The organism is Arthrobacter sp. TJ-238 (genome assembly GCF_058269215.1).
In genome coordinates, this window is sequence record NZ_JBZCNH010000008.1 from 1 (window position 1) to 23511 (window position 23511).

Sequence of the window (23511 nt, forward strand, 5' to 3'; positions counted from 1 at the left end):
CCCAACGACACCGCCGGCAGCAGCAGCCCGCTGGCCCCCACCCGCCGATACGGCATCGAAGCATAACGATTCTCAACAGGCACAAAAGTCATGGGGCGTTCTTCCGTTCGTGGGGTGGGGACGGCAGGGTGGCCGCCGTCGGGCCTGGACGGTGGGCACCACGGAGCAACTCCGTGGCGCCCACCGGGATCAGGAGAGGGTGGACGCGTACGGGTCCCAGTCCTCGGGCAGCGGCTCGGCGGCGGTCGCCGTGCTGGAGAGCGACACGAACTCGCCGGTCTCGACGCTCTCGGAGATCGAGACCATGGCATCGAGCACGTGGTAGGCCGTCTCGCCCTGGGCGCGGTGCGGACGGCCCTCGCGCAGGGCGCGTGCCATCTCGAGCACGCCGCTGCCACGCGTGGACGTCGCACCGATCGCGGGGATGGTCTCCGGCTCGTCACTCCCCCGGCGCGTGAGCGTGAGGTCGCCGGTGAAGTTGTTCGGGTCGGGGAACGCGAGCGTGCCCTCCGTGCCGGTGACCTCGACGAACCCGGCCCGCTTGAGCGGTGAGTCGAAGCTGAAGATGCTCTGCGAGGACTCGCCGTTCGCGAACTGGGCGATCGCGCTGACGTGCGAGGGGACGGTGACCTCGAAGACCTCGCCGGCCTTCGGACCCGATCCGATGGTCCGGGTCTCCCGGGACTTCGAGCCGAACCCGGCCACCTTCGTGATGGCGCCGAAGGTCTGCACGAGGGTGGTCAGGTAGTAGGGACCGATGTCGAACAGCGGACCGGCCCCCTCCTGGAAGAGGAAGGCGGGGTTCGGGTGCCACGACTCGGGGCCCGGGGACTGCATCAGGGTCAGCGCCGTCAGGGGGACCCCGATGTCGCCGCGCGCCACGAGCCGCAGCGCGGTCTGCAGGCCCGCACCCAGGAAGGTGTCGGGGGCGCAGCCGAGGCGCACACCGGCGGCGTCGGCGGTCTTCAGCAGGCCGATGCCGCTCTCGCGGTCCAGTGAGAAGGGCTTTTCGCTCCACACGTGCTTGCCGGCGTTGACGGCGGCGGTCGCCACCTCGACATGCGCGGCGGGGATGGTCAGGTTGACCACGATCTCGACGTCGGGGTGGTCCAGGGCGTCCTGGACACCGCCGGAGGCCGGGACACCGAACTCGGCGGCGCGGGCGGCCGCGACCTCCTCGAACATGTCGGCGACGATGTGCACCTTCACGTCCGGGAAGCTGGTCAGGTTGGTCAGGTATTCCTTGCTGATGACCCCGGCGCCGATGACGGCGACGCCGACGGGGCCCGTGCGCTCGGTGTTCATGGGGACGCTCATTTCCTTCCCTCGTTCAGGTACGTGAGGCTGTCGGTGACGGCGGTGAAGATGTCGCCCTCGAAATCGTCGAGTTCGACGACGGCGGCCTCCAGGCCGGGAACGGCGTCGAGCACGTCCCAGACGCGCATCTTCCCGGATCCGACGGCCACCTGCTCCTTGTCGTTCTTGGTGAGCGGGCCGTCCTTGATGTGGACGAAGCGCACGCGGTCACCGAGGCGGCGGAGCAGTTCCACGGGGTCCTCACCGCCCACGGCGGCCCAGTAGGTGTCCACCTCGAGGACCACGGCGGGATCGAGGTAGCCGGCGAGCACCTCCAGCGCGGAGGTGCCGTCGATGCGCTCCTCGAGCTCGAACTCGTGGTTGTGGTAGCCGACGGTGATGCCGTACTCGGCACCCTTCTTCGCCGCGGCGTTCAGGGCCTCGGCGGTGGCCCTGATGTCCTCGTCCGTGGTCCAGTGGGAGCGTTCCACGTGGGGGTCGATCACGGTGCCGATGCCCAGCTTGCGGGCCGCCTCGAAGATCTCGTCCTGGTCGGCGCGGAGGAGCGGCGCGTGGCCGGACGGGGCGGCGAGTCCGCTCTCCGAGAGTGCGGCCGCGAGCTCGTCGGCGGTGGCCACGAAGTTGTAGGGCTCGACGGCGGTGTAGCCGAGTGCGGCCACGCGCTTGATGGTGCCCGGCAGGTCCTCCCCCAGTGCCGTCCGCAGTGTGTAGAGCTGGAGTGAATACGTCACGGAGAATTCTCCTCGCTGAGAAAATGGGATTACTGAACCGGTTCAGGTACTACCTGAACCTAGGGGATATGCCGGGGCGGGTCAAGCAATTCCTGGGGCTATTGTGTAAGCCATGGCCAAGGAAACCATTGCGGGTCTGGCGAAGAGGCTGGGCATTTCGAAGGCATCCGTGTCCTACGCCCTCAACGGCCAGCCGGGCGTCAGCGAGCTGACCCGGCGCCGCGTCCTGGACCTCGCGGAGGAACTCGAGTGGTACCCGAGCTCGTCCGCGCGCGCCCTCTCCCGGTCGCGGGCGGGGGCCGTGGGGATGGTGCTGTCCGCCGATCCCGTCCTGATCGGCACCGAGCCGTACTACATGGCGATGCTCGCGGGCATCGAGACCGCCCTCGCCGAAGGGGACATGGCCCTCATGCTGCGGATGGTGGGGAAGGACCCGGCGCAGGAGCGCGCCACCTACGAGCGCTGGGCGGGCGAGCGGAAGGTGGACGGCGTCCTGGTGTTCGACCACCTGCACGACGATCCCCGTCCCGCCCTCCTGGACCGGCTGGGCCTGCCGTTCGTGCTGCACGGGGCACCGGAGTCGGTGGCGCCGCCCGCGTTCTCCGGGACGACGACGGACCACGCCATGGACGCCGCCACGATCGTCCGCCACCTCCACGACCGCGGGCACCGGCGGATCGCCCACGTCTCCGGCCCCCGCACGTTCCTGCACGAGGAGGAGCGGATCCGCGGCGTGGCGGAGTGCGCGTCCGCGCACGGCATCGATGTGGTCCCGTACGAGGCGAACTATGCGCTCGAGGCCGGGCACGACGCCGTCGTGTCCCTCCTGCACGCGCCCGCGGACCGGCCGACCGCGATGGTCTTCGGGAACGACCTCATGTCCATGGGCGGGCTCCTCGCCCTCCGCGAGCTCGGACTGCGCTGCCCGGGGGACGTCGCGATCGTCAGCTGGGACGATTCGCTCCACTGCCAGCTCGCATCGCCCGCCGTCACGGCGCTGTCCCGCAACCCGGGGATGCAGGGACGGGTGGCGGCGGAACTGCTGCTCGCCCTGCTCGACGCCGGCAGCATCCAGACCCGTTCCATGCCCGTCAGCGAACTCGTGGTGAGGTCCAGCACCGCCGCCGCGGCCTGAGGACGCGGCCCGGGCGCTAGCCGGCCGTCGCCAGCACCGCACCGAGGGGCAGGGCGTCGCCGGCGAGCGACAGGGCGCCGCGGACCCCGGACTCGTCGCCCAGCGCGGGCCGGACGACGTACCCGCTGCCCGGATCCATGAGCGGGTGCTCGGCCAGCGCCCCGCCGACGAGCAGCGCGAGCTGCTCCCGCACGGCGTCGAGCAGTCCCGCCGTCTTCAGCACCCCGCCGCCGACGACGATCCGCTGCGGGGCCACCGCGTACGTGACCGTCGCGAGCAGCTGTGCGATGTAGTAGGCGGACAGGGCGACGGCGTCCTGGTGCAGGGTCCCGAGGTCGGTGCCCGGCCTCCCCCACCGGGCCGTGACCGAGGGCCCGGAGGCGAGCCCCTCGAGGCAGTCCCCGTGGAACGGGCAGACGCCCGCGAAGGAGTCGTCCGCGTGCCGCCGGATGATCAGGTGCCCGAGTTCGGGGTGGCTGCGGAGGGTGAAGGGCACCCCGTTGACCACGATCCCGGCGCCGACGCCGGTGCCCACCGTCACGTAGACGAGGTCGCTGACGCCGCGGCCCGCACCGAACCGGTGCTCGCCGAGTGCCGCGCCCGTCACGTCCGTCACGAGACGGACCGGGGTCCCGGGGGCGAGGTCGAGGCCCGCGACGAGGTCCGTGTTCCGCCACCCGGGTTTCGGGGTGGAGGTGATCCAGCCGAAGCGGGCCGCCGCGGCGTCGACCTCCACCGGCCCGAAGGACGCGATGCCCACCGCGTCGAACCGGCCGCCGGCTGCGTGCGGGGCGAGGAAGTCCCGCACCGCCGCCAGGGTCTCCGCCGGGGAGGTCGTGTCGATCCGCGCCTGATCCACGAGGACGCCGGGATCCTGCGGGTCGGCGACCGCGCAGATCACCTTGGTGCCGCCGGTCTCGATGCCGGCGATCATCGCGTCGCGTCCCCTGCGGCCCCGCCCGGACCGGCAGGCACGAGGGACGGGCTGTCGCCGATGCACCGGACCACGGGGAACAGCGTGGCGGCCGAGAGATCGGCGGGCGCGTCGAGCGGACCGGCGTCGCGCCGGCTGATCGTGAAGACCGCGGTCTCCCCGGGCAGCACGGTGAGCATCATGTCGTCCACCGCCAGTTCCGGGGCACTCACGCCGAGCAGGTCGGCGAGGCGGTCCGCGAAGACGCAGAGGTCGCGCAGCAGCGTCTCCGCGTGCACGCTGACGCGAACGGTGCCGCCGTCGGCCGAGGCCTCCGCCGTGAAGCGCGGTGCCGTGGGTGCGAGCGCGGCGTCGGGCGCGAAGAACCACGTGGAACGCAACCCGTCCGCGTCGGCCACGAGGAACGCGGAGTCGCTGACGGCGGTGAGGCCCTCGGGGAGGGGGGCACGCGCCGTTCCGTCCGCCGCGGCGGTGAGCGGAAGGGTCTCGCGGGCGAGCTCCGTCCCGTCCAGCGCGAGGCGGCGCACGACGACGTCGGCCACCCAGGCGGACAGGCCGTCGTTGACGAGCACCACTTCGAGCCCGTCCGGGCCCGTGGGGTCGTCCGTCCCGCCGGCCGTGACGGGGACGATCGCCAGCAGGTGGTCGGCGAAGGAGCGGCGCAGCGCGTACCAGACGGGCTTCTCGATGCCGTCGCCGTCCACGGCGGACCAGCTGAGCACGGGCCAGCAGTCGTTGAGCTGCCAGATGACCACGCCCGCGCAGCGCTCGCGCGTCCGCAGCCACTCGGCGCCGGCGGCCTGCGAGCGGGCCTGGACCATCTGGGTCAGGTAGTGCCAGTCCTCGGCCGCCTCGGGGGCGCCGAAGTAGGGCTCGAGGCCCCGGGCGAGCTTCTCCATGCCGTCGGCGGCCCGCATGTGGTGGGCCACCTGCGGGTTCCCCGGGACGAGGTCCCCCTCGGTCACGACGCGCTGCAGGGTGGACCAGGCCGGGGGTGCGCACCAGCCCATCTCGGAGACGAAGGGCGGGTCGACGTCGCGGTAGTGGACGTAGTCCACGTTGTTCCAGACCTCCCAGATGTGCACGGGCCCCGCGTCGCGATCGTTCGGGTGCTTGTCCAGGGACCCGGACCACGGGCTGTTGGGCACGTAGGGGCGGGAGGGGTCGAGGCGGTCGATGACGCCCGGGAGGACCTCCGTGTAGAAGGCGGCACCGTACGGGCGTCCGTCGAGGACCTCGGGCCAGCCCCAGTCGTACATGCCCCACACGCACTCGTTGCCGCCGCACCAGATCACGAGGCTCGGGTGCGAGGACAGGCGGGCCACCGCCTGCTCGGCCTCGGTGGTCACGGCCTCGATCATGGCCTCGGACTCGTCGTAGGCCGCGCACGCGAACAGGAAGTCGTGCCAGACCATGAGGCCGCGTTCGTCGCAGCCGGCCATGAACTCCTCGGTCGAGAAGTAGCCGCCGCCCCAGACGCGCAGGAGGTTCGCGCCGCCGTCGACCGCCTGGTCGAGGCGCTGCCCGAGCCGCTCGTCGGTGACCTCGGCGATGAAGGGGTCGTCCGGGATCCAGTTGTAGCCGCGGACGCGGACGCGGCGGCCGTTGACCGCCAGGGCCCAGGTGGTGCCGATCGCGTCGGGCTCCTCCTGCACCGTCACGGTGCGCAGGCCGATGCGGCGCGTGCCGGTGGACAGTGCGTCGTCCTCGCTGTCGTCGTGGAGGACCACGGACAGGCCGTAGAGCGGCTGGGCGCCGAGCCCCACGGGCCACCACAGCTCGGGAGCGGCGACGTCGAGTGCGAGCACGACGTCGTCGGCGTCGGCGGGGACGCTCACCCGTGCGGCCTCGGAGCCGTCCGGTGCGGTGAGGACCGCGGTCAGGGTCAGCGCCGACGCCGGGTCGGGACGCTCGATACCGACGCTGACGCCGACGGTCGCCGTCGTGCCGCCGGGTCCTTCGTGGAGCGCGGTGTCGGGCCGGATCGAGGCGATGCGCCCGCGCGACCAGGACTCGAGGCGGATCGGCTGCCAGATCCCGGCCGTGACGTAGTGCGGCCCCCAGTCCCAGCCGAAGTTGCAGGCGCTCTTGCGCACGTAGGGGTAGGGCTCGTCGTAGGGGCGCGGCAGTTCGCCGCCGAGCTGGACCTCGCACTCGTGGGCCGCGTCCCAGGCGGAGCCGAACGTGATCTCGAGGAGGTTCCCGCCGCGGGTGAGCAGGTGGGCGACGTCCCAGCGGTGCCCGATGTGCTGGTCCGCCGTGACGGCGACGTCGTGCCCGTTCAGGCGCACGGTCGCGAAGGTGTCGAGGCCGTCGGCGACGAGCTCGGTCCGATCCTCCGACGTGCCGTCCCACGTGAAGGTCCGCGAGTAGGTCCACTGCGAGTGCCCGATCCACATCTGGTCCGCCTCGCGCAGGCCGACGTCCGGATCCTCCAGCAGCCCGGCGGCCAGCAGGTCGGTGTGGACCTGTCCGGGCACGGTGGCGGGGATGGCCGCGCCCCCCGTGGCGTACGACGGCGAATCGTCCGGTCCGGCGGTCCAGGCGAGGTGCCAGGTGCCGCCCAGGTCGAGGGTCTGCGGGGCGGTGGTCGTGTGGTTCATGCACATACTCCAGTGGTGGGTCTGCGGCGCCGCGGGGGCTGCCGGTGGTTCGGGGACCTGCGGGGATCAGGCGCTGAGGCGCTTCTCCGGGTTCGGCGCGGCCTCGGCGAGCAGCTGCGTGTACTCGTGCTGCGGGTTCAGGATCACGTCGTCGGCCGGGCCGCGCTCCACGATCTCGCCCTTGAACATGACGAGGATGTCGTCCGAGAAGTGGCGTGCCGTGGCGAGGTCGTGGGTGATGTAGAAGACCCCGAGGTTCTCCTCGCGCTGCAGGTCGGCGAGGAGGTTCAGGACACCGAGGCGGATCGAGACGTCGAGCATCGAGACGGGTTCGTCCGCGACGAGGATCTTCGGTTCGGGGGCGAGCGCGCGGGCGATGGCGATGCGCTGGCGCTGGCCGCCGGAGAGTTCGTGCGGTTTGCGCTGCGCCATGTCCGGGTCGAGCCGCACGCGTTCGAGCAGCTTGGTGACGCCGGCCATCACCTCCTCGTGGCCCTTGGCCTTGCCGTGCAGGATCAGGGGGCGCCCGATGTGGTGGGCGATGGTGTGGTACGGGTTCAGCGAGGCGAACGGGTCCTGGAACACCATCTGCACGTCGCTGCGGTACTGCCGCAGGCCCGCGCCGCGTCGGCTGACGGGGGCGCCGTCGAGCAGGATGCTGCCGGACGTGGGCTTCTCGAGCTGCATGAGCAGCTTCGCCAGGGTGGACTTGCCGCTGCCGCTCTGCCCCACGAGGGCCACGGTGCGCCCGCTGTCGATCGAGAAGCTGACGTTGTTCACCGCCTTCAGGGTGCTGGAGTGGCGCCCGTTGCGCAGCCTGTACTCCTTGACGAGGTCCTTGACTTCCAGCGAGCTCATGCCTGGTCTCCGTTCTGGGTCCGCGATCCACCGCGGATGAAATCGCCGCGTGCTCCGGTCAGGCTGGGGAAGGACGCGAGGAGTTTCTTGGTGTACTCGTGCTGCGGGTTGGTGTACAGCTCGACGGCGTCACCGAGTTCGACGATCTCCCCCTCGCGCATCACCGCGATGCGGTCGCTGATCTCCAGCAGGAGCGGGAGGTCGTGCGTGATGAAGACGACCGCGAAACCGAGGTCGGCCCGCAACCGGGTGATCTCGCGCAGGATGTCACGCTGTACCACGACGTCGAGGGCCGTGGTGGGTTCGTCCATGATCATGACCTGCGGGTCCAGCGCCATGGCCATGGCGATCATGACGCGCTGGCGCATGCCGCCCGAGAGTTCATGCGGGTAGGAGCGAAGCCGGCTCCGGTCGACGCCCACGCGTTCGAGGAGGTCCCCGCATCTCGCGCGGCGCTCCTTCTTCGACATGTCCGGCCGGTGGGTGGAGAAGATGTCCTCGATCTGGCTCTGGATGGTGATGACCGGGTTGAGCGAATTCATGGCACCCTGGAAGACCATTGCGATCTTGTCCCAGCGGAAAGCGCGAAGCTCCTCGCCGCTGAGTTCATTGAGGTCGATCACGTAGCCTTCGCGCGAGTGGAAATGGGCGCTGCCGCCGGTGATGACGGCCGGCGGCTTCAGGAGCCGGTTGATGCCGTAGGCGAGGGTGGATTTGCCGCAGCCGCTCTCCCCCGCGAGGCCGAGGATCTCTCCGCGGCCGAGGGTGAGGCTCACGTTCTTCACGGCCTTGACCACGCGTTCGCCCTTGTACTCGACACTGAAGTCGTCGATGGTCAGGACCGGGTGTTCGCGCGCCTCCGCGGCCCGGCCGCTGCGCTGCTCGCGTCCGGGCCGGCCCTCGTCCGTGGTGTCGAGTGCGCCGAGGTCCGTGATGCTGACGGAGTGGGCTCCCTGGTTGGTGCTGCTGCTCACAGGACATCCTCCTTCGTGGCGGTGCGCAGTTCGGACTTGGAGAGCTTCCAGGAGCGCCGGGTGGCACGGGTCTGGGAGCGCAGCTTGGGATTGATGATCTCGTCGATGGAGAAGTTGATGAGGGCCAGCGCCGCGCCGAACAGGGCGATCAGCAGTCCCGGTGGCACGAACCACCACCAGGCCCCGAGCCGCAGGGCGAGCCCGTTCTGGGCGAAGTAGAGCATGGTGCCCCAGGTGAAGGAGTCCGACGCCCCGAGCCCGAGGAAGGAGAGTCCTGCTTCACCGAGGATCGCGAAGATGATGGCGAACACCATCTGCGAGGCGAGCAGGGGGATCAGGTTCGGGAGGATCTCGACGCCCAGGATGCGCCAGGACCTCTCGCCGGACACGCGGGCGGCGGCCACGTAGTCGCGGTTGCGCACGCTGAGGGTGAAGCCGCGCAGGACCCGGGCGGAGCCTGCCCAGCCGGTGATCGCGAGGACCACGGCGACGAGCAGGATGCTCTTCTCGGGTACGTAGCTGGAGATGATGATGACCAGGGGCAGCCCGGGGATGACGAGCATGACGTTGCTGAAGAGCGAGAAGGACTCGTCGAGCCACCCGCCGAAGTAGGCACCGATGATGCCGAAGAAGGCGGACAGGAAGAGGGTCAGGACGCCGACGATCAGGCCGACCGTGAGGGATCCACGGGTGGCATAGGCGAGCTGTGCGAAGACGTCCTGACCGGTCTGCGTGGTGCCGAGGATGAATCCGTCGGCGGGACCGGCGAGGCCCACGTTGTCGACCGTCGACGGGTCACCGACGAAGAACGGACCGAGGATCCCGAAGAGGGTGATGCTGCCGGCGATGACGAGCCCGATGACGAGCTTCGGTGTGAGGGGCGGGAATGCGCGTTTGGGCCGGGTGGAGCGGGCACTCGCCGCAGCGATTCCCGGGTCCTGGGTGGTGGCGGTCATGGCGAGTCCTAGCTTCGGGCCCGGGTGCGGGGATCGATGAACGAGTAGAGGAGGTCGACGATCAGGTTCGCGCCGAGGACGGACAGTGTGATCACGAGGAAGAGACCCTGCATGAGGGAGTAATCGTTACTGCCCACCGCGTTGAGGAGCGCCGAGCCGATGCCGGGGTAGGAGAAGACCGCCTCCGTGACGATCGAACCGGCCACCACGAACCCGAGCGAGATGGCGAAGCCCGCGACCGACGGCAGGACGGCGTTGCGCGCGGCGTAGGTGGTCATGATGCGCCTTGGCCGAAGTCCCTTGGCTTCCGCCGTCAGGATGTAGTCGTCGGAGAGGGTGGACACCATCATGTTGCGCATGCCGAGCATCCAGCCGCCCACCGAGGAGATGACGATCGTCAGTGCAGGGAGAGTGCCGTAGTAGATGACGCTGCCGATGAAGGGCCAGTTCCAGCCCGGGCTCACCTCGTAGACGTTGTAGCCGCCGTTCAGCGGGAACAGGCCCCACATACCGCCCAGGACGAAGAGGAGGATCAGCGCGAGCCAGAAGTAGGGCACCGACTGCAGCATGGTGGTGACCGGGATGAGGTTGTCCAGCCACGAGCCCCGCTTCCATCCGGCGAGCATGCCGAGCGTCACACCGAGGACGAAGGAGATGATCGTGGCGATCCCGATGAGGCCGATGGTCCAGGGCAGGGTCTGCCCGATGATGTCCGTCACCGATGCAGGGAAGAAGGCGACGGAGGTTCCGAGGTCGAGGGTGAAGAGCTTCCCGAGGTACTGCCAGTACTGCACGATCAACGGTGCGTCCGTATTGGTACCGAGGAGAAGTTCGACCGCTTCCCGCGCTTCCGGCGTCACCGGCCCGCGCTGGGCGAGCTTCGCCAGCATGATGTCCACGGGGTTTCCCGGGAGGAGCCGTGGAAGGAAGAAATTGACCGTCAGTGCGGCCCAGAACGCAATCAGGTAGAACCCGAGCTTCTGAAGGATGTATTTCATGGGAATCGACTTTCCACGGCAGGTCGAGGCCCGGCCACGGACGGGAGGGATCATCACGAGGATGGTCCCTCCCGTCCGTGGCACGGGTGGAGGGCTGGTTACTCGGAAGGTGTGATGTTCTTCAGCACGATGCCGTTGTCCCAGGCCTTCCACGTCGCTGCGAGGGCGTACGGGTCCTCGTTCGTGGGCCAGCCGGTGGCGCGCTCCGTGTTGAACTCCGTCAGGAGCGAGTTCACGTAGATCGGGATGTAGGGCATGTCCCGGACGATCTCGTCCTGGATGATGCCGTACTGCTCCTTCTGCACGGCCTCGTCATTGGTCGACCGTGCGACGGCCAGTGCCTCGTCGACCTTGGGGTTGCTGTAGCGCGCGGTGTTGTTGTTCAGCGCGGACTCGCCGACCGGCGTCGTGTTCGCGGAGTTGTACCACTTCTCATAGGCGTAGTACGGGTTGTTCGACGGCTGGAGCCCGATGGACTCGAGCGTCAGCTGGTACGAGCCGATGTTGAGGTTGTTGATCCACTCGTTGTAGGTGATCTGCGTCGGCTTGAGTTCGATGCCGACCTCGCGGAGTTGCTGGGACATGGCGTCGTTCAGCGAGATGAAGTCGCTGTAGCCCGTGACCGTCTGGATGCCGAGGGAGAGCCGCTCGCCGTCCTTCTCACGGATGCCGTCGCTACCCTCAACCCAGCCCGCGTCCTCGAGGACCTTCTTGGCCTCCTCGACGTTCGCGTTGGCGGGTGTCTCGGTGTTCTCGGGGTCAGCGATCCAGGCCGCGTCGCGCTCCGGCAGCACCAGGGTGGGCGATGCGGTTTCAGCGAATCCGCCGCCGGCCAGCGCATTGAGCTGCTCACGGTCGATGCCCTGGTAGATGGCCTGGCGCACCGCGGGATCGGTCTGCGGCCCCTCGCAGCCCAGCTCCTCGTTGGAGCAGGTGAAGATCGAGGCCGTCAGCGCGGGTGTGTTGACGTAGGAGAGGTTCTCGTTGTCGGAGAGAATCTGCTCGAGACCGGGCAGGAAGGAGCTCATCCAGTCCACCTCGCCGGCCAGGAGCGCACCGGTGGCGGCATCGGCACTTTCGAGCGAGATGTAGCGGACCTCGTCGATCGCCGGCTTGCCTTCCTCCCAGTAGACATCGTTCTTCTCGAGGAGGTAGCTCTGCGCGGTGAAGTCCTTGACCTTGAAGGGGCCGGTGCCGACGGGGTTCGGGTTGGTCTCCGTGATGGGATCCGCGACGTCCTTCCAGATGTGCTCGGGGACGATGCCGCGGTTGCCGAGCACGCTCGGCTCCTGCATGAACGAGTTCTCGGTGAAGGTGAGCACCGCGGTGGTGTCGTCCGTGGCCTCCGCGGTGGCCGCGAGGCCCGTGGTGTTCAGCTCGGGAGTCTCGTTCACGAGGTTGAAGGTGAAGGCCACGTCCTTCGCGGTGAACGGTTCGCCGTCGGACCACTTGACGCCCTCACGGGTCTTGATGGTGAGCTGCGTGCCGTCCTCGTTCCATTCGAACGATTCGGCGAGCAGCGGGGTGGGCGCCTCGTCGGATGCCGCGTTGTACCAGAAGAGCGGCTCGAAGATCACGCCGAGGGTGGGCTGGAGCGCGGTGGACGAGAACGGGTTGAAGTTCTCGGAGATGGTTCCGGTGGCTCCGTTGAAGACCGTGACGGAGGTGGAGTCCGAGCCGGCGCCTTCGTTGGACGCTCCCCCGCCGCCGGCGCAGCCGGTGAGGGCGAGGGTTGCGACGCTGAGCAGCGAGGCGGCAGCCAGGCCCAGTCGCCGGGAACCCGAGAGTGTTGAGGACATCTTTGTACCTTTCATCTGTGGGCGGCTGCGGTGCCGCCGGCCGGTTCCACCACCCGAGGGCGAACCGTTGACTACTTTCTTAGGCCACTTTATTATCTAAGTCAAGTAAGTCTGTGACTTACGTCTCAGGATGAACTCCAGCCGGAATGCCTTCAAAGGAGAACCGCATTGCTCCGTCGTGACACCCCCTCCACCCTGCCCGGGAGAGCGCTGACCACGCTCGCAGCCGTCGGGGCCCTCGCCGCCGCCCTCGTCTCCGCCGGGCCGGCCGCCGCGGCACCGCCGTCACCCGATGTGCAGCGCGCCGGACCTCCCGTCGCCGTCGATCTCGTGGACGGCGACGCCACGCACGAGACGCGCTCCCTCTTCGCATACCTGCAGTCGGTGCGCGGCACGGGCATCCTCTTCGGCCACCAGCACACCACCGACTACGCCGTCACCGACACCGCACCCGCGGGGCTGGCCTCCGACGTGAAGAACGGCGTGGGCGACTACCCGGCGATCTTCGGCTGGGACTCGCTGATCCTCACCGGTGACGAGCGCCCCGGCATCCCCGGCGCCTCCCTCGACCGGAACGTGGACGAACTCGTCGACGGCATCCGGAAGGCCGACGCCCTCGGCGGCATCAATACGATCAGTGCGCACTTCCCCAACTTCGCGACGGGCGGCCGCTACAACGACACCGGCGGCAACGCCGTCCGCCAGATCCTGCCCGGCGGTCCGGACAATGCTGCATTCCTCGAGTACCTGGACGCCTTCGCGGACGTCGCCGAGGAGTCCGTGAACGAGTCCGGCAAGCACATCCCGATCATCTTCCGGCCGTGGCACGAGAACAACGGCGGCTGGTTCTGGTGGGGCGCCGGCCACACCACGAGCGCCGAGTACCAGGAGATCTTCCGCTACACCGTGGAGTACCTGCGCGATGTCAGGGGAGTGCACAACTTCCTCTACGCCTACTCCCCGAACGGTTCCTTCGGCGGCACACCGGAGACGTACCTCAAGACCTACCCGGGCGACGACTTCGTGGACGTGCTCGGCTACGACCTCTACGACGGCACGAACGGCAGCCAGCAGTGGCTCGATTCCCTCGTGGCCGACACCGCGATGATCTCGCGCATGGCGGACGAGAAGGGCAAGATCTCCGCGCTCACCGAGTTCGGCATGAGCGGCGCCCTCAAGCCCAACGGCCAGAACCCGGACCTGCAGTGGTACACAAGCATCCTGAACGCGCTGCGCAGCAACCCCGATTCGGCGAGGATCGCATACGCGCAGACCTGGGCGAACTTCGCGCTCGAGCAGTTCTTCGTACCGTACCCGGCGTTCGGGTCCACCCCCGAGCACGAACTGATGCCGGACTTCCGCGCGTTCCACGCGGACCGCGCCAGCTACTTCGCGGGCGACCTGAAGAACGTGTTGACCCGCCGCACGATGCCCGCCGCACAGGAGGCGACCGTGCACATCGTCACGCCGACCGACCGCCAGCGAGTCACGGGTCCGACGACGACCATCCGCGTCAGCGTGCAGGGCGTGAAGAAGGTGAACGCCACCTACTCGGTGGACGGCGGCCCCGCGCAGCCCCTGACCCTCGACGCGCAGGGCTACTGGTCCGGCACCTACACGATCCCCGACGGCAACACGGAGGCCCGCACCGCCACCGTGACGGCCACCGTGACGGAGGGCAACGGCCGCGGCTCGAAGGCCGCCTTCACCGATGAGGCCCTCCTGCTCCTCGGCCCCGCGCCGACCGCCGTGCGCGGCGTCGTGGACACCTTCGAGGGCTACTCCGGCGACGACGTGACCCTCGACGAGGCCTACACGAGCGCCGGCGTCAATACGATCGCGCACTCCGCCGACAGGAAGGCCTCGGGCAACTACGGCCTGTCCTACAGCTACGACTTCGCGTCGCAGAACTACACCGGCATCGGCAAGACGGTGGACCAGGACTGGTCCGGCCTCACCTCGCTCGGCGCGTGGATGCTGCCCGATGGTTCGGGGACGGGTGCCACGCTTCAGGTCGTGGCGGACGGCATCTACTTCGAGTACAACGTGCCGCTGACCGGCACCGCGCCGCTGCAGGTCTCGGCCCCGTTCTCGGCGTTCGAACCGGCCTCCTGGGACACCGCCCACGCGGGCGCCGTACTCGACGCGGCGAAGCTCGCGAAGGTCACGCAGTTCAGCCTGTACCTGGGCCAGGGCAATGCGGGCGTCACCAGGGGCACCATCTACGTCGACGACATCATCGCGAAGTAGCGCGCCCGGGCGGTCGGGCGTGCCGGACACGCTCGACCGCCCCTACGATGAGCACCATGGACCACCCCGGACGCCCGCTGCCCGCCGAACGTGACGCCGAGGCGCGCGGACTCGCCGTCACCCTCGTGCGCCGGGACGATACGGGCACCTTCGACGACGCGGCCGCCGCCCAGGGCCTCACACGCGACGACGGCGTGAAGACGATGGTGGCCAAGGTCGGTGGCGCCGCGGTGTTCGTCCTGATCCCCGGCACGCGGCGCCTGGACTGGTCCAAGCTGCGTGCCCTGCTCGGCGCCAACCGGGCGTCCCTCGTGGAGCCCGAGGCGGCCCTTGAGATCACGGGCTACGCACCGGGCACCATCACGCCCCTCGGCAGCAGCAGCGACCTGCCCGTCTACGCCGACGAGCGCATCGCCGGACGCCGGATCGGGATGGGTTCCGGTGCGCGGGACTTCCTGCTCTTCACCGATGCCGATCCGCTCCTGACGTCCCTCGGCGCCACGATGGGTGACATCACGTCCTGAGCCGGACCGGGAACCGCCAGGCGGGCCGGACGGGCGCGGGCCGGGCGCGGTCGTGCCGGGCGACCGCGGTCGGAGACGGTCAGGCGAGGGTGCGCGCGTAGCAGACCGAGTGCGCCTCGCCGGCGTAGTGGCCGAAGTTGTCGATGCGGCGGTAGCCCTCGCGCTCGTAGAAGCGCATCGCGTCCGGCTGTTCCGTTCCGGTCTCGAGGAGCAGCTCCGGGCACCCCAGGGTCCGCGCCTCCTCCTCGATGCGCCGCAGGATCGCCGTCGCGACGCCCTGGCCGCGGAGGGCCGGCAGCACGAACATGCGCTTGATCTCGAGGCCCCCGGCCCCGAGCGGCCGCAGCCCGCCACAGCCCACTGCGGTCCCGTCCGCGGTCCGCGCGACGAGGAAGAACGGCACGTTGTCCGCCGTGGGCGGCTCGCCGGGCTCGTGGTCCTCGCTGCCGTAGCGCACGTGCAGCTCGGCCTGCTGGGCGTCGCGCAGCGCTGTGGCATCGGGGGCGTCGTAGGGCACGCGGTCAAGAATCAGGTGCATCGGGGCGTCGCTCCTCGCGGGGTGTCGGGGCCTTCCATCCTTGCACCCGGGGATCACCGGTCGGGCGTCCCGGTGAGCCGCAGGTGCCTCAGTGCAGCACCCGGAGGTGCACGAGCACGGCCTGTTCGGGGTGCAGCAGGGGCACCTGGAGGCCAATCGACCCGAGGACGCGGCCGCTGACCACCAGGTCCCCGCCCTGCCAGGCAGGTGCCGTGAAGGGCTGCCCGGACGGCCCGGGACCGCCGACCTGCGTGATGGCGTAACGGGCGTCGAGGTCGAGGCCCGGGAGCTTCACGAGCCCGGGCGGCCAGGTGGACGGACGGGCGAGCAGCGAGAGGGAGAAGAGGGCCTCCGAGGCGTCCGCAGCGACGACCCCCGTGACCGCGACCTCGCGGAGCGCGGTATCACCGCGCACCGTCGTGCCGGAGTGGAGCAGTGACCGGAAGCGCTTGTGGAGAGCCACCCAGCCGGCGACGGCGGCGAGTTCGCCGTCGTCGAGCCCGTTGATGTCCCACTCGATGCCGAAGTGCCCGAACATGGCCGTGATGGCCCGGAAGTCCAGGGAGGAGGCCCGGCCCGTGGTGTGGGAGACGGCGCTGCCGATGTGGCTGCCGACGAGCTCGGCGGGGAGCAGCTGCGCGGTCCACCGGAGGATCTGCTGCCGCTCGAGCGGGTCGATGCAGTCGCTGGCCCACACCCTGTCCGTCCGCTCGAGGATGCCGAGGTCCACGCGGGCGCCGCCGGAGGAACAGGATTCGATCTCGAGTCCGGGGTGCCGGCGGCGCAGCTCGTCGAGGAGCGCATAGACGGCGTGGGTCTGGCCGTGGACCCGGGGGCGCCCGGTGGCGGCCGATCCGGCGTCGACGAGATCCCGGTTGTGGTCCCACTTGAGGTACTCCAGGCCGTAGTCGGTGACGAGGGCCGAGATGCGGTCGAGGAGATAGGCGGACGCCTCCGGGACGGTGAGGTCGAGGACCTGCTGCCTCCGGGCTTCGAGCGGCAGGCGGCCGTTGACCTGGAGGATCCAGTCCGGGTGGTTCCGGGCCAGGTCGGAGTCGGGGTTCACCATCTCGGGTTCGAACCAGAGCCCGAACTGCATGCCGAGCGCCCGCACCCGGTCCACGAGCGGGTGCAGGCCCTCGGGCCACACCTCCGGATCCTCGAACCAGTCACCCAGCCCGGCGGAGTCATCGCGGCGCCCCCGGAACCAGCCGTCGTCGAGCACGTAGCGCTCCACACCCACGCGGGCGGCGCGCTCCGCCAGTTCGAGCAGCGGCTCGAGGCGGTGGTCGAAGTACACGGCTTCCCAGACGTTGAGCGTGACGGGGCGGTCGGACGCCGGGTGCTGCGGCCGCGAGCGCAGCCACCGGTGGAATCGCACGGCCTGGTCGTCCAGCCCCCGGCCGTAGGAGGCGTACAGCCAGGGCGAGGCGTAGGTCTCCCCCTCGGCGAGGACCACCTCGCCGGGCAGGAGGAGTTCTCCGCCCCCGATCACGGTCCGCCCGCTCGTCATCCGCTCCACGAAGGACTGGTGGTTGCCGCTCCAGGCGACGTGCACTCCCCAGTTCTCGCCGTCCCGGAAACCGAAGCCGGGGACACCCGCGCTCAGCACGGTCGGTGAATCGGCGCCCGTACGGCCCCGCCGCACCTCGCGCCGGTACGTGCCCACCGTGACGCGGTGGCGTTGCGGCACGCGCTCCTTGGCCCAGCGTCCCGCGAGATCGAGGATCTCGTGGGCCTCGGGGGCGAGAGGGAGGACGACGACGAGGTCCTGCAGCTCGTAGTCCTCCGGAGCGCGGTTGGTGATCGTGGCGCGTGCCCGGAGCAGGCCGGAAGCCAGGAGTTCCAGGGTGTAGTCCAGGGCGAGCCGGGTAAGCGGATCCTCGGCGTGGACCAGCAGCCGGTTGCCCTCGACGTCGTGCTGCACGGCCGTGAAGAGGGGTGACCAGTCCTGCCCGCCCCGGTGCCCGGACAGCCCGGGCGTCCCCATCCAGCCGGCGCCGTGCTCGGGCAGGACGCCCAGCCGGACCGGGAGGTCGGTCGTGTTCTCGAGGAGGGGTTCCCCGAGGGCGGCGACGGCCGCGAGATCCTCCGGCCCCAGGTCGCCGAGGGCGGCACCCCAGTACAGCACCTCGGGGAGGCGGTCCACCGGGCAGCCGAGGACGACGCTGACGCCTCCTGCCTGGAGATGTCGGATGGTCGGTTCCGGACGTGGCATGGGTCCCTATCGCCGAGGTGTGTACCTGTACTAAGTTAATCTACTAAATATAGTGACCAATGGAAGGAAGCGCCGTGAACCTCGAGGGGTGCCTTGTTTTCGCCGGTGACAGCGTCACGGACTGCGGCCGACGCGAGGACCCGGACCACCTGGGCTTCGGGTACGTCCGCGAGCTCGCGTCGTCCGGCTCACTGTCGGGGTGCCGGGTCCTCAACGCGGGTGTCGGCGGCGACCGGCTCGAAGACCTCGAGCGGCGCTGGGAGACGGATGTACTCGCCGTGCGGCCCGACGCCGTGTCCGTGATGATCGGCATCAACGACACCTGGCGCCGTTTCGACAGCGGGATCGCCTCCGATCCCGCTGCCTTCACGGACCGCTACCGCCGCCTGCTCGGCACTCTCGCCCCCGATGTGCGGATCGTCCTGCAGGAACCATTCGTGCTACCGGTGCATCAGGACCAGGTGTCCTGGCGCGAGGACCTCGATCCGCGGATCGACGCCGTGCACCTGCTCGCCGAGGAGTTCGGCGCGGTGATCGTCCCCGTGGACGGCATCCTCAACGATCTGGCGCAGCGCACGGGAGCCGCCGGTCTCGCCGACGACGGCGTCCATCCCACGGCGCAGGGCCACCGGGAGATCGCGGCGGCCTGGCGCCGGGCCGTGGACGCGGCATGACGGCCGCGCCCCGGAATCCTCCTGGAGAGAAGGTTGCCCCTTCAACTGCTCCACCCTCGGGGCTACCATTGACCGTGATCGAAAAGACCCGCCGCCGCGAGTCTTCCCGAGGGAAGGTCATCGACCTCATTCGCTCCAGCGGACCTATCAGTCGCGTGGAACTCGCCGAGAAGACGGGCCTGACCCAGGCCACCATCTCCACTCTCGTGCGCACTCTGCTGACCGAGGACATCATCCTCGAATCCGGCCGCGGCGAATCGACGGGCGGCAAGCCCCGGATGTTCCTCGAACTCAACCCGGCCTCGCGCCTCGGAGTCGGCGTCCATATCGGTCAGGACTACATCACCTACATCATCGCGGACCTCCGCGGCCATGTGGTGGGCCGGCGACGCGTCGACGGCCCGGGCGACACCTCCCCCCTGACCGTGGTCAGCCGGATGACGAGGGACATCGAGGCGCTGATCATCGAGTCGGGCGTCAACCGCGGCAGCATCGTGGGCATGGGCATCGCGACGCCCGGGCCCCTCGACCGCGCCACGGGCACGGTCCGCAACGCACCGTCCCTCGAGACCTGGAGCGACTTCCCCATCCGCCGCGCGCTGACGTCCACCACGGGCTTCCACTGCGAGTTCGACAACGACGCCACGGCGGCAGCCATCGGCGAGTACTGGCTCGGCGCCACGGAGGGGTACTCGAGCTACGCCTCCGTCTACATGGGCTCGGGCATCGGCTCCGGCATCGTCATGGACGGCACCATCTACCAGGGCGTCAGTTCCAACGTCGGCGAGATCGGCCACGTGACGGTCGACGCCCGGGGACTCCAGTGCCCCTGCGGCAACATCGGGTGCCTGGAGCTGTACGCGAGCCCGAGGATCGTCGTGGCGCAGGCCGCCGACGCCGCCGCGCGGGGGGAGCTCGCCATCCCCCTGACGGGCGTGATCTCGGAGGACTTCGCCGCCGTGGGGACGGCCGCGACGAACGGGGACGCGACAGCGCTGCGCCTGATGCAGGATTCCGCCGAGTACGTGGCGAGTGCGGTGATCTCAATGGTGAACCTCCTCGATCTCCAACTCATCGTCCTCGCGGGAAGCGCCTTCTCGACGGCCGGTGGGTTCTATGTGGACATCATCAGCGACGCCCTGGCTCGCCGGGCGATGGCGCGGGCGATCCACCCCGTGGAGGTCCGCCTGTCCGTGAACGGCAACGACGCCGCAGCCCTCGGCGCTGCGACGCTGGTGCTGCAGGACCGGTTGTCGCCGCGCACCCTCCGCTCCGTCTCGTTCGCCTGACCGGCGGACGGGACCACCGGACCAACGCCTTCCTCCGAGGAGAAGACCATGCCACCCCGCCTGTCCGTCGCACCCCACACCTCACCCGAAGCCGCACGGCTGCTCGAACGGATCTACGCCCTGCAGGGCAGCAGGACGCTCTCCGGGCAGCACAACACGCCGCGCGAGATGTCCGACTACAGCGACCAGGCGGCGTCGATCGGCGGCGCCTACCCGGCGGTCTGGGGACAGGACTTCGGCTTCGCCGCGGACGGCACCATGGACGGGGTCGACTTCCGCCAGGGCATCATCGACGAGGCGAAGCGCCAGCACGCCGCAGGGTCGGTCATCACCCTCATGTGGCATGCGGTCCGACCCACCGAGGACGAACCGGTCACGTTCGAGGACAGCATCTGCAACGGGAGGCTCTCCGACCAGGACTGGCAGGATCTCCTCACTCCCGGCACGGCGACCCACGAACGCTGGAAGGCGCAGGTCGACGTGGTCGCCGGGTTCCTCGCGCAGTTGCGCGATGCGGCGATCCCCGTCCTCTGGCGGCCGTACCACGAGATGAACGGTGAGTGGTTCTGGTGGGGCACACGCCCGGGTACCGGGGGTTACGAGGCGCTCTACCGTCAGCTGTACACCCGGTTGACCGAGCTGCACGGGCTCACCAACCTCCTCTGGGTGTGGAACGCGAATGCGCGCCGCGAGAACGTGGCTCCGTACGCCGACTGCTACCCGGGGCACGACGTCGTCGACATCCTCGCGTTCGACGTGTACGAGAACATGTACGGGCAGGAGAGCTACGACGAGCTCGTCGCGCTCGCCGAGGGACGGCCGGTGGCACTGGGCGAGGTGGGCGTCCTTCCGACGCCGTCGATCCTGGAGGCGCAGCCCCTGTGGAGCTGGTACATGACGTGGACGGACTTCCTCACCGAGCACAACACGGCGGACGACGTCCGCGCCCTGATGACCAGCCCGCGCGTACTGAACCGCCCGGGCCCGTGAAGGACTACAGCGCCACGAGCGCGTCGATGATGTCGCACGCCTCGGTCCGCGTGGTGTAGTCGACCCGCACGTCGATGAGACGGATCGTGCCGGTGGCGTCGGCGACGACCACCGTGGGGAACGGGATCGCCGCGGTGCGGTCCATGTTGCAACCGGCCACGTCGATGCCGAGGGCCGCCCTCGCGCGGATCGACTCACGGCTCGGCACCGTGACGATGCCCAGCTGCGCGGCCAGGGCATTGCCCTTGTCCGAGTACATCGAGACGTACAGCCCCGCCTCGCGGGCGGCCCTCACCGAGTGGTGGGGCGCCTGCGGGCTGATCGCGACGAGCCGTGTGCCGAAGGCCTCGACGACGGGCTGCAGCTCCCGCTGGTAGGTCTTCAGGGCGATACTGCAGTAGGGGCACCACGAGCCGCGGTAGAAGATGAGGATCGCCGCCGCCGCCCCGAGCACCTCCCCCAGCCCGGTCCGGTGCCCTTCCGCGTCGTACAGGTGGGTATCGGGAAGCCGGTCACCGACCCGGGCGATGCCCTGCGGCGTGCCCGCCCGGCGCAGGTCCTCCTGCTCGCGGGCGAACACCGCGGCCAGCTCCGGCCCGACCTGCGCCTCGAACGTCGGCGTGAACTCCTCGACCTGCGATGCGATGGTCTCCGTGAATGCCGTTCTCTGCTTCATCTGTTCCCCTCGACACACCCGCCGCAGGAGCCTCAAACCTGCGGCAGGACCAATTGTGGTCCACTTCACAGCAAATGCCCAGCAGGCAGGCGTCACTGCCGGATCCCGCCCGCAGCACCCGCGCCTCGCCCGCGCCTCGCCTGCGCCCCCACCCGCGACGCCGTCAACCGGAGGACGGCTGGCAGCGCGGACACCACCAGGTGCGACGACGGCCCGGGTCGCCGGGCACCTCGGCCCGCACGAGCACTGTGGTCCCGCACCGCAGGCACGGCCTCCCGGCCCGGCCTGCCACCCAGTGCTGCTCGCCCCTGCGTGTGTTCCCCGTGGTGACCTGGTGGGCGCCGGGCCGCGTGGCGGAGAAGCGGAGGCAGCGCGCGCCGAGGGCCACGAGGGCCGGGACGTCGACGTCGGCGATGGCCGTGTCGGGATGGAGGCCGCGCAGGAAGCAGAGTTCGTTCGCCCAGAGATTGCCGAAGCCGGCGACATTGCGCTGGTCCAGCAGGGCCGCGGCCACGCGTTCGCCCGGGGAGCGGCGGAGCCGCCGGACCGCCTCACCCGCGGACCAGTCGTCCCGTAGCGGGTCCGGCCCGAGGTGCCCGACGACGTCGTGCTCGGCGCGCGTGGGCAGCAGGTCGACGACGGGGAGGTTCAGCCCGTACGCCGTCGGTCCGTCGGCGACCTCGAGGATCACGCGCGCCTCCGGCAGCAGCCGGTGCGGGAGCCTCCTGCCCGGTCCCGTGACGGTCCAGGAACCCTGCATCCGCAGGTGCGTGTGCAGGGTGAGCCCACCGTCGAACCTGGTCAGCAGGTGCTTTCCGTGCGTGACGTGCTGTGTCACCCGCTGTCCGTCCAGGGCGTCGGTGGCATGCGCGGGGACGCGCAGGTCCCCGCGCCGGAGGGGTCGGCCATCGAGCGACCGCCGCAGGCGCACGGCGAGGCGGAAGACGCTGTCACCCTCGGGCATGGCGCCTCCTCCGGTCGGTGCTCTGCCGGTAGGAAGACTAACTCCCGCCACGGACACATCCGCCGCCGCCGGCCGACGATGCCGTGACTTCCGTTCCCTGCGACCGGCGGCTACTGTGATCCCGTGCCCGGACTGCCCGGCGCGCGTGGTCCACCAGCAGGCCCGGTTCCACCATCCACTCCGAATCACCGAACAGGCCGCCATGACCACCAGACTGTCGCCCTCCGAGGACTTCCCGGAAGACCTCACCGCACTCGACCTCCCCGAGGCCGAGGTCCTGAACAGCAGGATCCACCGCGAACTCGACCACGAGTACGCCCACGACGGCGAGACCGCGCCGGAGACCGAGTTCCGGCACGAGGAACTCACCGAGGAGCTGGACCGGCGCGACGAGCAGTCCGGGTCCGCAGCCCTCCCCGCCGGGAACGCCGACTCGGAGCGCCGATTGTCCTGACCTGCCCCGGGAGCCGCCCGATGCGGAAAACTCCCCTCGCTCCCGTCCCTGCTGTGGTCTAGATTCGAAGGCAATGCAATCCATCGAAGGGAGAAGGGCATGAAGAACAAACTCGTATTCGCGGCGGGCATGGCTGCCGGTTACGTCCTCGGCACGCGGGCCGGTCGGGAGAGTTACGAGCAGCTCCGGTCGAAGGCGCAGAAGCTGTGGAACGACCCGAAGGTGCAGGAGAAGGTGTCGTCGACCACCGACACCCTCAAGAGCAAGGCACCCTCGGTCCAGGACTCCCTCAAGGGCGTGCTGAAGAAGGGCGGTTCGGACTCCGGGGACGGCGCGAAGGATCCGGGCGCCCCGGGCAAGGACATCGGCGCGAGTGGGGACCTCCCCCTCGACGTCCCACCGGTGGTCACCGTCATGGACACCGGAACGGCAGGTGCTGCAGGGACCCCGGGTACCACCGGCCCGAGCGGTGGTGACCCGCGACACGTCGAGGACACCCCGTTCGAGGCGCAGGACGGGGACACACGCCCCGACCTGAAGGGGTAGTACCTCCGCACATCAGGGGAGGCCCGCTCGCGCGGACCTCCCCTGCTGCATGTCCGACACCGATGCAGGTCCGACACCGATGC

The 23511-nt window shown here is 69.8% G+C and carries 21 protein-coding genes; 8 read left to right on the forward strand and 13 right to left on the reverse strand.

Annotated features, from left to right (window positions below):
* Positions 1–189: 189 nt before the first annotated feature.
* Complete coding sequence (locus AC4D2O_RS16000; RefSeq protein WP_490908341.1) at positions 190–1317, reverse strand: Gfo/Idh/MocA family protein; 1128 nt, start codon at positions 1315–1317, stop codon at positions 190–192.
* A complete protein-coding gene (locus AC4D2O_RS16005) occupies positions 1314–2048 on the reverse strand; it encodes a sugar phosphate isomerase/epimerase family protein (RefSeq protein WP_490908342.1) in 735 nt (244 codons plus the stop codon). Before AC4D2O_RS16005 ends, AC4D2O_RS16000 begins: the two co-directional genes overlap by 4 nt.
* A gap of 112 nt (positions 2049–2160) precedes the next feature.
* Here AC4D2O_RS16005 and AC4D2O_RS16010 point away from each other — a divergent pair, with 112 nt between their 5' ends.
* On the forward strand, positions 2161–3183 hold the full coding sequence (locus AC4D2O_RS16010; protein ID WP_490908343.1) for a LacI family DNA-binding transcriptional regulator: 1023 nt from the start codon (positions 2161–2163) through the stop codon (positions 3181–3183).
* 16 nt (positions 3184–3199) lie between these two features.
* Here AC4D2O_RS16010 and AC4D2O_RS16015 read toward each other — a convergent pair whose 3' ends face one another.
* The 7 genes from AC4D2O_RS16015 to AC4D2O_RS16045 form a co-directional block, all read right to left on the reverse strand.
* Positions 3200–4117 carry an ROK family protein gene (locus AC4D2O_RS16015; protein WP_490908344.1) on the reverse strand — a complete coding sequence of 306 codons (918 nt, stop codon included), beginning with the start codon at positions 4115–4117 and terminating at the stop codon, positions 3200–3202.
* Positions 4114–6720 carry a glycoside hydrolase family 2 protein gene (locus AC4D2O_RS16020; protein ID WP_490908345.1) on the reverse strand — a complete coding sequence of 869 codons (2607 nt, stop codon included), beginning with the start codon at positions 6718–6720 and terminating at the stop codon, positions 4114–4116. Before AC4D2O_RS16020 ends, AC4D2O_RS16015 begins: the two co-directional genes overlap by 4 nt.
* 66 nt (positions 6721–6786) lie before the next feature.
* Complete coding sequence (locus tag AC4D2O_RS16025) at positions 6787–7578, reverse strand: ABC transporter ATP-binding protein (protein WP_490908346.1); 792 nt, start codon at positions 7576–7578, stop codon at positions 6787–6789.
* Positions 7575–8417: an ABC transporter ATP-binding protein gene (locus tag AC4D2O_RS16030; RefSeq protein ID WP_490908491.1), complete on the reverse strand. Its 843-nt coding sequence runs from the start codon at positions 8415–8417 to the stop codon at positions 7575–7577. The genes AC4D2O_RS16025 and AC4D2O_RS16030 overlap by 4 nt, the downstream gene beginning before the upstream one ends.
* Positions 8418–8548: 131 nt before the next feature.
* Positions 8549–9508, reverse strand: coding sequence for an ABC transporter permease (locus AC4D2O_RS16035; RefSeq protein ID WP_490908347.1), 960 nt, complete (start codon positions 9506–9508; stop codon positions 8549–8551).
* A gap of 8 nt (positions 9509–9516) precedes the next feature.
* On the reverse strand, positions 9517–10506 hold the full coding sequence (locus AC4D2O_RS16040; RefSeq protein ID WP_490908348.1) for an ABC transporter permease: 990 nt from the start codon (positions 10504–10506) through the stop codon (positions 9517–9519).
* A gap of 98 nt (positions 10507–10604) precedes the next feature.
* The gene (locus tag AC4D2O_RS16045; protein WP_490908349.1) at positions 10605–12305 is read right to left on the reverse strand and encodes an ABC transporter substrate-binding protein; all 1701 of its coding nucleotides are present in this window, start codon (positions 12303–12305) and stop codon (positions 10605–10607) included.
* 168 nt (positions 12306–12473) lie between these two features.
* Between AC4D2O_RS16045 and AC4D2O_RS16050 the strand changes: the two genes are divergently transcribed.
* A complete protein-coding gene (locus AC4D2O_RS16050; RefSeq protein ID WP_490908350.1) occupies positions 12474–14555 on the forward strand; it encodes a glycosyl hydrolase in 2082 nt (693 codons plus the stop codon).
* A 56-nt stretch (positions 14556–14611) separates the two neighbouring features.
* The gene (locus tag AC4D2O_RS16055; RefSeq protein ID WP_490908351.1) at positions 14612–15079 is read left to right on the forward strand and encodes an aminoacyl-tRNA deacylase; all 468 of its coding nucleotides are present in this window, start codon (positions 14612–14614) and stop codon (positions 15077–15079) included.
* 79 nt (positions 15080–15158) lie between these two features.
* On the opposite strand, the gene AC4D2O_RS16060 is transcribed toward AC4D2O_RS16055, so the two are convergent.
* Both AC4D2O_RS16060 and AC4D2O_RS16065 read right to left on the reverse strand, forming a co-directional pair.
* Positions 15159–15617 (reverse strand): GNAT family N-acetyltransferase, encoded by a 459-nt coding sequence (locus AC4D2O_RS16060; protein WP_490908352.1) that lies wholly within the window; start codon positions 15615–15617, stop codon positions 15159–15161.
* Positions 15618–15705: 88 nt separating this feature from the next.
* On the reverse strand, positions 15706–17835 hold the full coding sequence (locus AC4D2O_RS16065) for an alpha-galactosidase (protein ID WP_490908353.1): 2130 nt from the start codon (positions 17833–17835) through the stop codon (positions 15706–15708).
* A 74-nt stretch (positions 17836–17909) separates the two neighbouring features.
* Here AC4D2O_RS16065 and AC4D2O_RS16070 point away from each other — a divergent pair, with 74 nt between their 5' ends.
* The 3 genes from AC4D2O_RS16070 to AC4D2O_RS16080 all read left to right on the forward strand — a co-directional run bounded on the left by AC4D2O_RS16070 (position 17910) and on the right by AC4D2O_RS16080 (position 20788).
* On the forward strand, positions 17910–18509 hold the full coding sequence (locus AC4D2O_RS16070; RefSeq protein WP_490908354.1) for an SGNH/GDSL hydrolase family protein: 600 nt from the start codon (positions 17910–17912) through the stop codon (positions 18507–18509).
* Between the two features lie 74 nt (positions 18510–18583).
* Positions 18584–19798, forward strand: a complete 1215-nt coding sequence (locus AC4D2O_RS16075) for an ROK family protein (protein ID WP_490908355.1) — start codon at positions 18584–18586, stop codon at positions 19796–19798.
* Positions 19799–19846: 48 nt separating this feature from the next.
* The gene (locus AC4D2O_RS16080) at positions 19847–20788 is read left to right on the forward strand and encodes a glycoside hydrolase family 26 protein (RefSeq protein WP_490908356.1); all 942 of its coding nucleotides are present in this window, start codon (positions 19847–19849) and stop codon (positions 20786–20788) included.
* 4 nt (positions 20789–20792) lie between these two features.
* On the opposite strand, the gene AC4D2O_RS16085 is transcribed toward AC4D2O_RS16080, so the two are convergent.
* Together AC4D2O_RS16085 and AC4D2O_RS16090 are read right to left on the reverse strand one after the other, a co-directional pair.
* On the reverse strand, positions 20793–21464 hold the full coding sequence (locus AC4D2O_RS16085; protein WP_490908357.1) for a peroxiredoxin-like family protein: 672 nt from the start codon (positions 21462–21464) through the stop codon (positions 20793–20795).
* Positions 21465–21627: 163 nt separating this feature from the next.
* A complete protein-coding gene (locus AC4D2O_RS16090) occupies positions 21628–22428 on the reverse strand; it encodes a DNA-formamidopyrimidine glycosylase family protein (RefSeq protein ID WP_490908358.1) in 801 nt (266 codons plus the stop codon).
* 202 nt (positions 22429–22630) lie between these two features.
* On the opposite strand from AC4D2O_RS16090, the gene AC4D2O_RS16095 reads away from it, so the two are divergent.
* Complete coding sequence (locus AC4D2O_RS16095) at positions 22631–22882, forward strand: hypothetical protein (protein WP_490908359.1); 252 nt, start codon at positions 22631–22633, stop codon at positions 22880–22882.
* A gap of 99 nt (positions 22883–22981) precedes the next feature.
* Positions 22982–23428 carry a YtxH domain-containing protein gene (locus tag AC4D2O_RS16100; RefSeq protein ID WP_490908360.1) on the forward strand — a complete coding sequence of 149 codons (447 nt, stop codon included), beginning with the start codon at positions 22982–22984 and terminating at the stop codon, positions 23426–23428.
* Positions 23429–23511 lie beyond the last annotated feature (83 nt).

Excerpts from the sequence above, each read along its gene's own strand:
- AC4D2O_RS16000 (WP_490908341.1), bottom strand. The coding sequence starts at position 1,317 with ATGAGCGTCCCCATGAACACCGAGCGCACGGGCCCCGTCGGCGTCGCC.
- AC4D2O_RS16010 (WP_490908343.1), top strand. The coding sequence starts at position 2,161 with ATGGCCAAGGAAACCATTGCGGGTCTGGCGAAGAGGCTGGGCATTTCG.
- AC4D2O_RS16015 (WP_490908344.1), bottom strand. The coding sequence starts at position 4,117 with ATGATCGCCGGCATCGAGACCGGCGGCACCAAGGTGATCTGCGCGGTC.
- AC4D2O_RS16020 (WP_490908345.1), bottom strand. The coding sequence starts at position 6,720 with ATGAACCACACGACCACCGCCCCGCAGACCCTCGACCTGGGCGGCACC.
- AC4D2O_RS16025 (WP_490908346.1), bottom strand. The coding sequence starts at position 7,578 with ATGAGCTCGCTGGAAGTCAAGGACCTCGTCAAGGAGTACAGGCTGCGC.
- AC4D2O_RS16035 (WP_490908347.1), bottom strand. The coding sequence starts at position 9,508 with ATGACCGCCACCACCCAGGACCCGGGAATCGCTGCGGCGAGTGCCCGC.
- AC4D2O_RS16040 (WP_490908348.1), bottom strand. The coding sequence starts at position 10,506 with ATGAAATACATCCTTCAGAAGCTCGGGTTCTACCTGATTGCGTTCTGG.
- AC4D2O_RS16045 (WP_490908349.1), bottom strand. The coding sequence starts at position 12,305 with ATGTCCTCAACACTCTCGGGTTCCCGGCGACTGGGCCTGGCTGCCGCC.
- AC4D2O_RS16055 (WP_490908351.1), top strand. The coding sequence starts at position 14,612 with ATGGACCACCCCGGACGCCCGCTGCCCGCCGAACGTGACGCCGAGGCG.
- AC4D2O_RS16060 (WP_490908352.1), bottom strand. The coding sequence starts at position 15,617 with ATGCACCTGATTCTTGACCGCGTGCCCTACGACGCCCCCGATGCCACA.
- AC4D2O_RS16065 (WP_490908353.1), bottom strand. The coding sequence starts at position 17,835 with ATGCCACGTCCGGAACCGACCATCCGACATCTCCAGGCAGGAGGCGTC.
- AC4D2O_RS16080 (WP_490908356.1), top strand. The coding sequence starts at position 19,847 with ATGCCACCCCGCCTGTCCGTCGCACCCCACACCTCACCCGAAGCCGCA.
- AC4D2O_RS16085 (WP_490908357.1), bottom strand. The coding sequence starts at position 21,464 with ATGAAGCAGAGAACGGCATTCACGGAGACCATCGCATCGCAGGTCGAG.
- AC4D2O_RS16090 (WP_490908358.1), bottom strand. The coding sequence starts at position 22,428 with ATGCCCGAGGGTGACAGCGTCTTCCGCCTCGCCGTGCGCCTGCGGCGG.
- AC4D2O_RS16095 (WP_490908359.1), top strand. The coding sequence starts at position 22,631 with ATGACCACCAGACTGTCGCCCTCCGAGGACTTCCCGGAAGACCTCACC.
- AC4D2O_RS16100 (WP_490908360.1), top strand. The coding sequence starts at position 22,982 with ATGAAGAACAAACTCGTATTCGCGGCGGGCATGGCTGCCGGTTACGTC.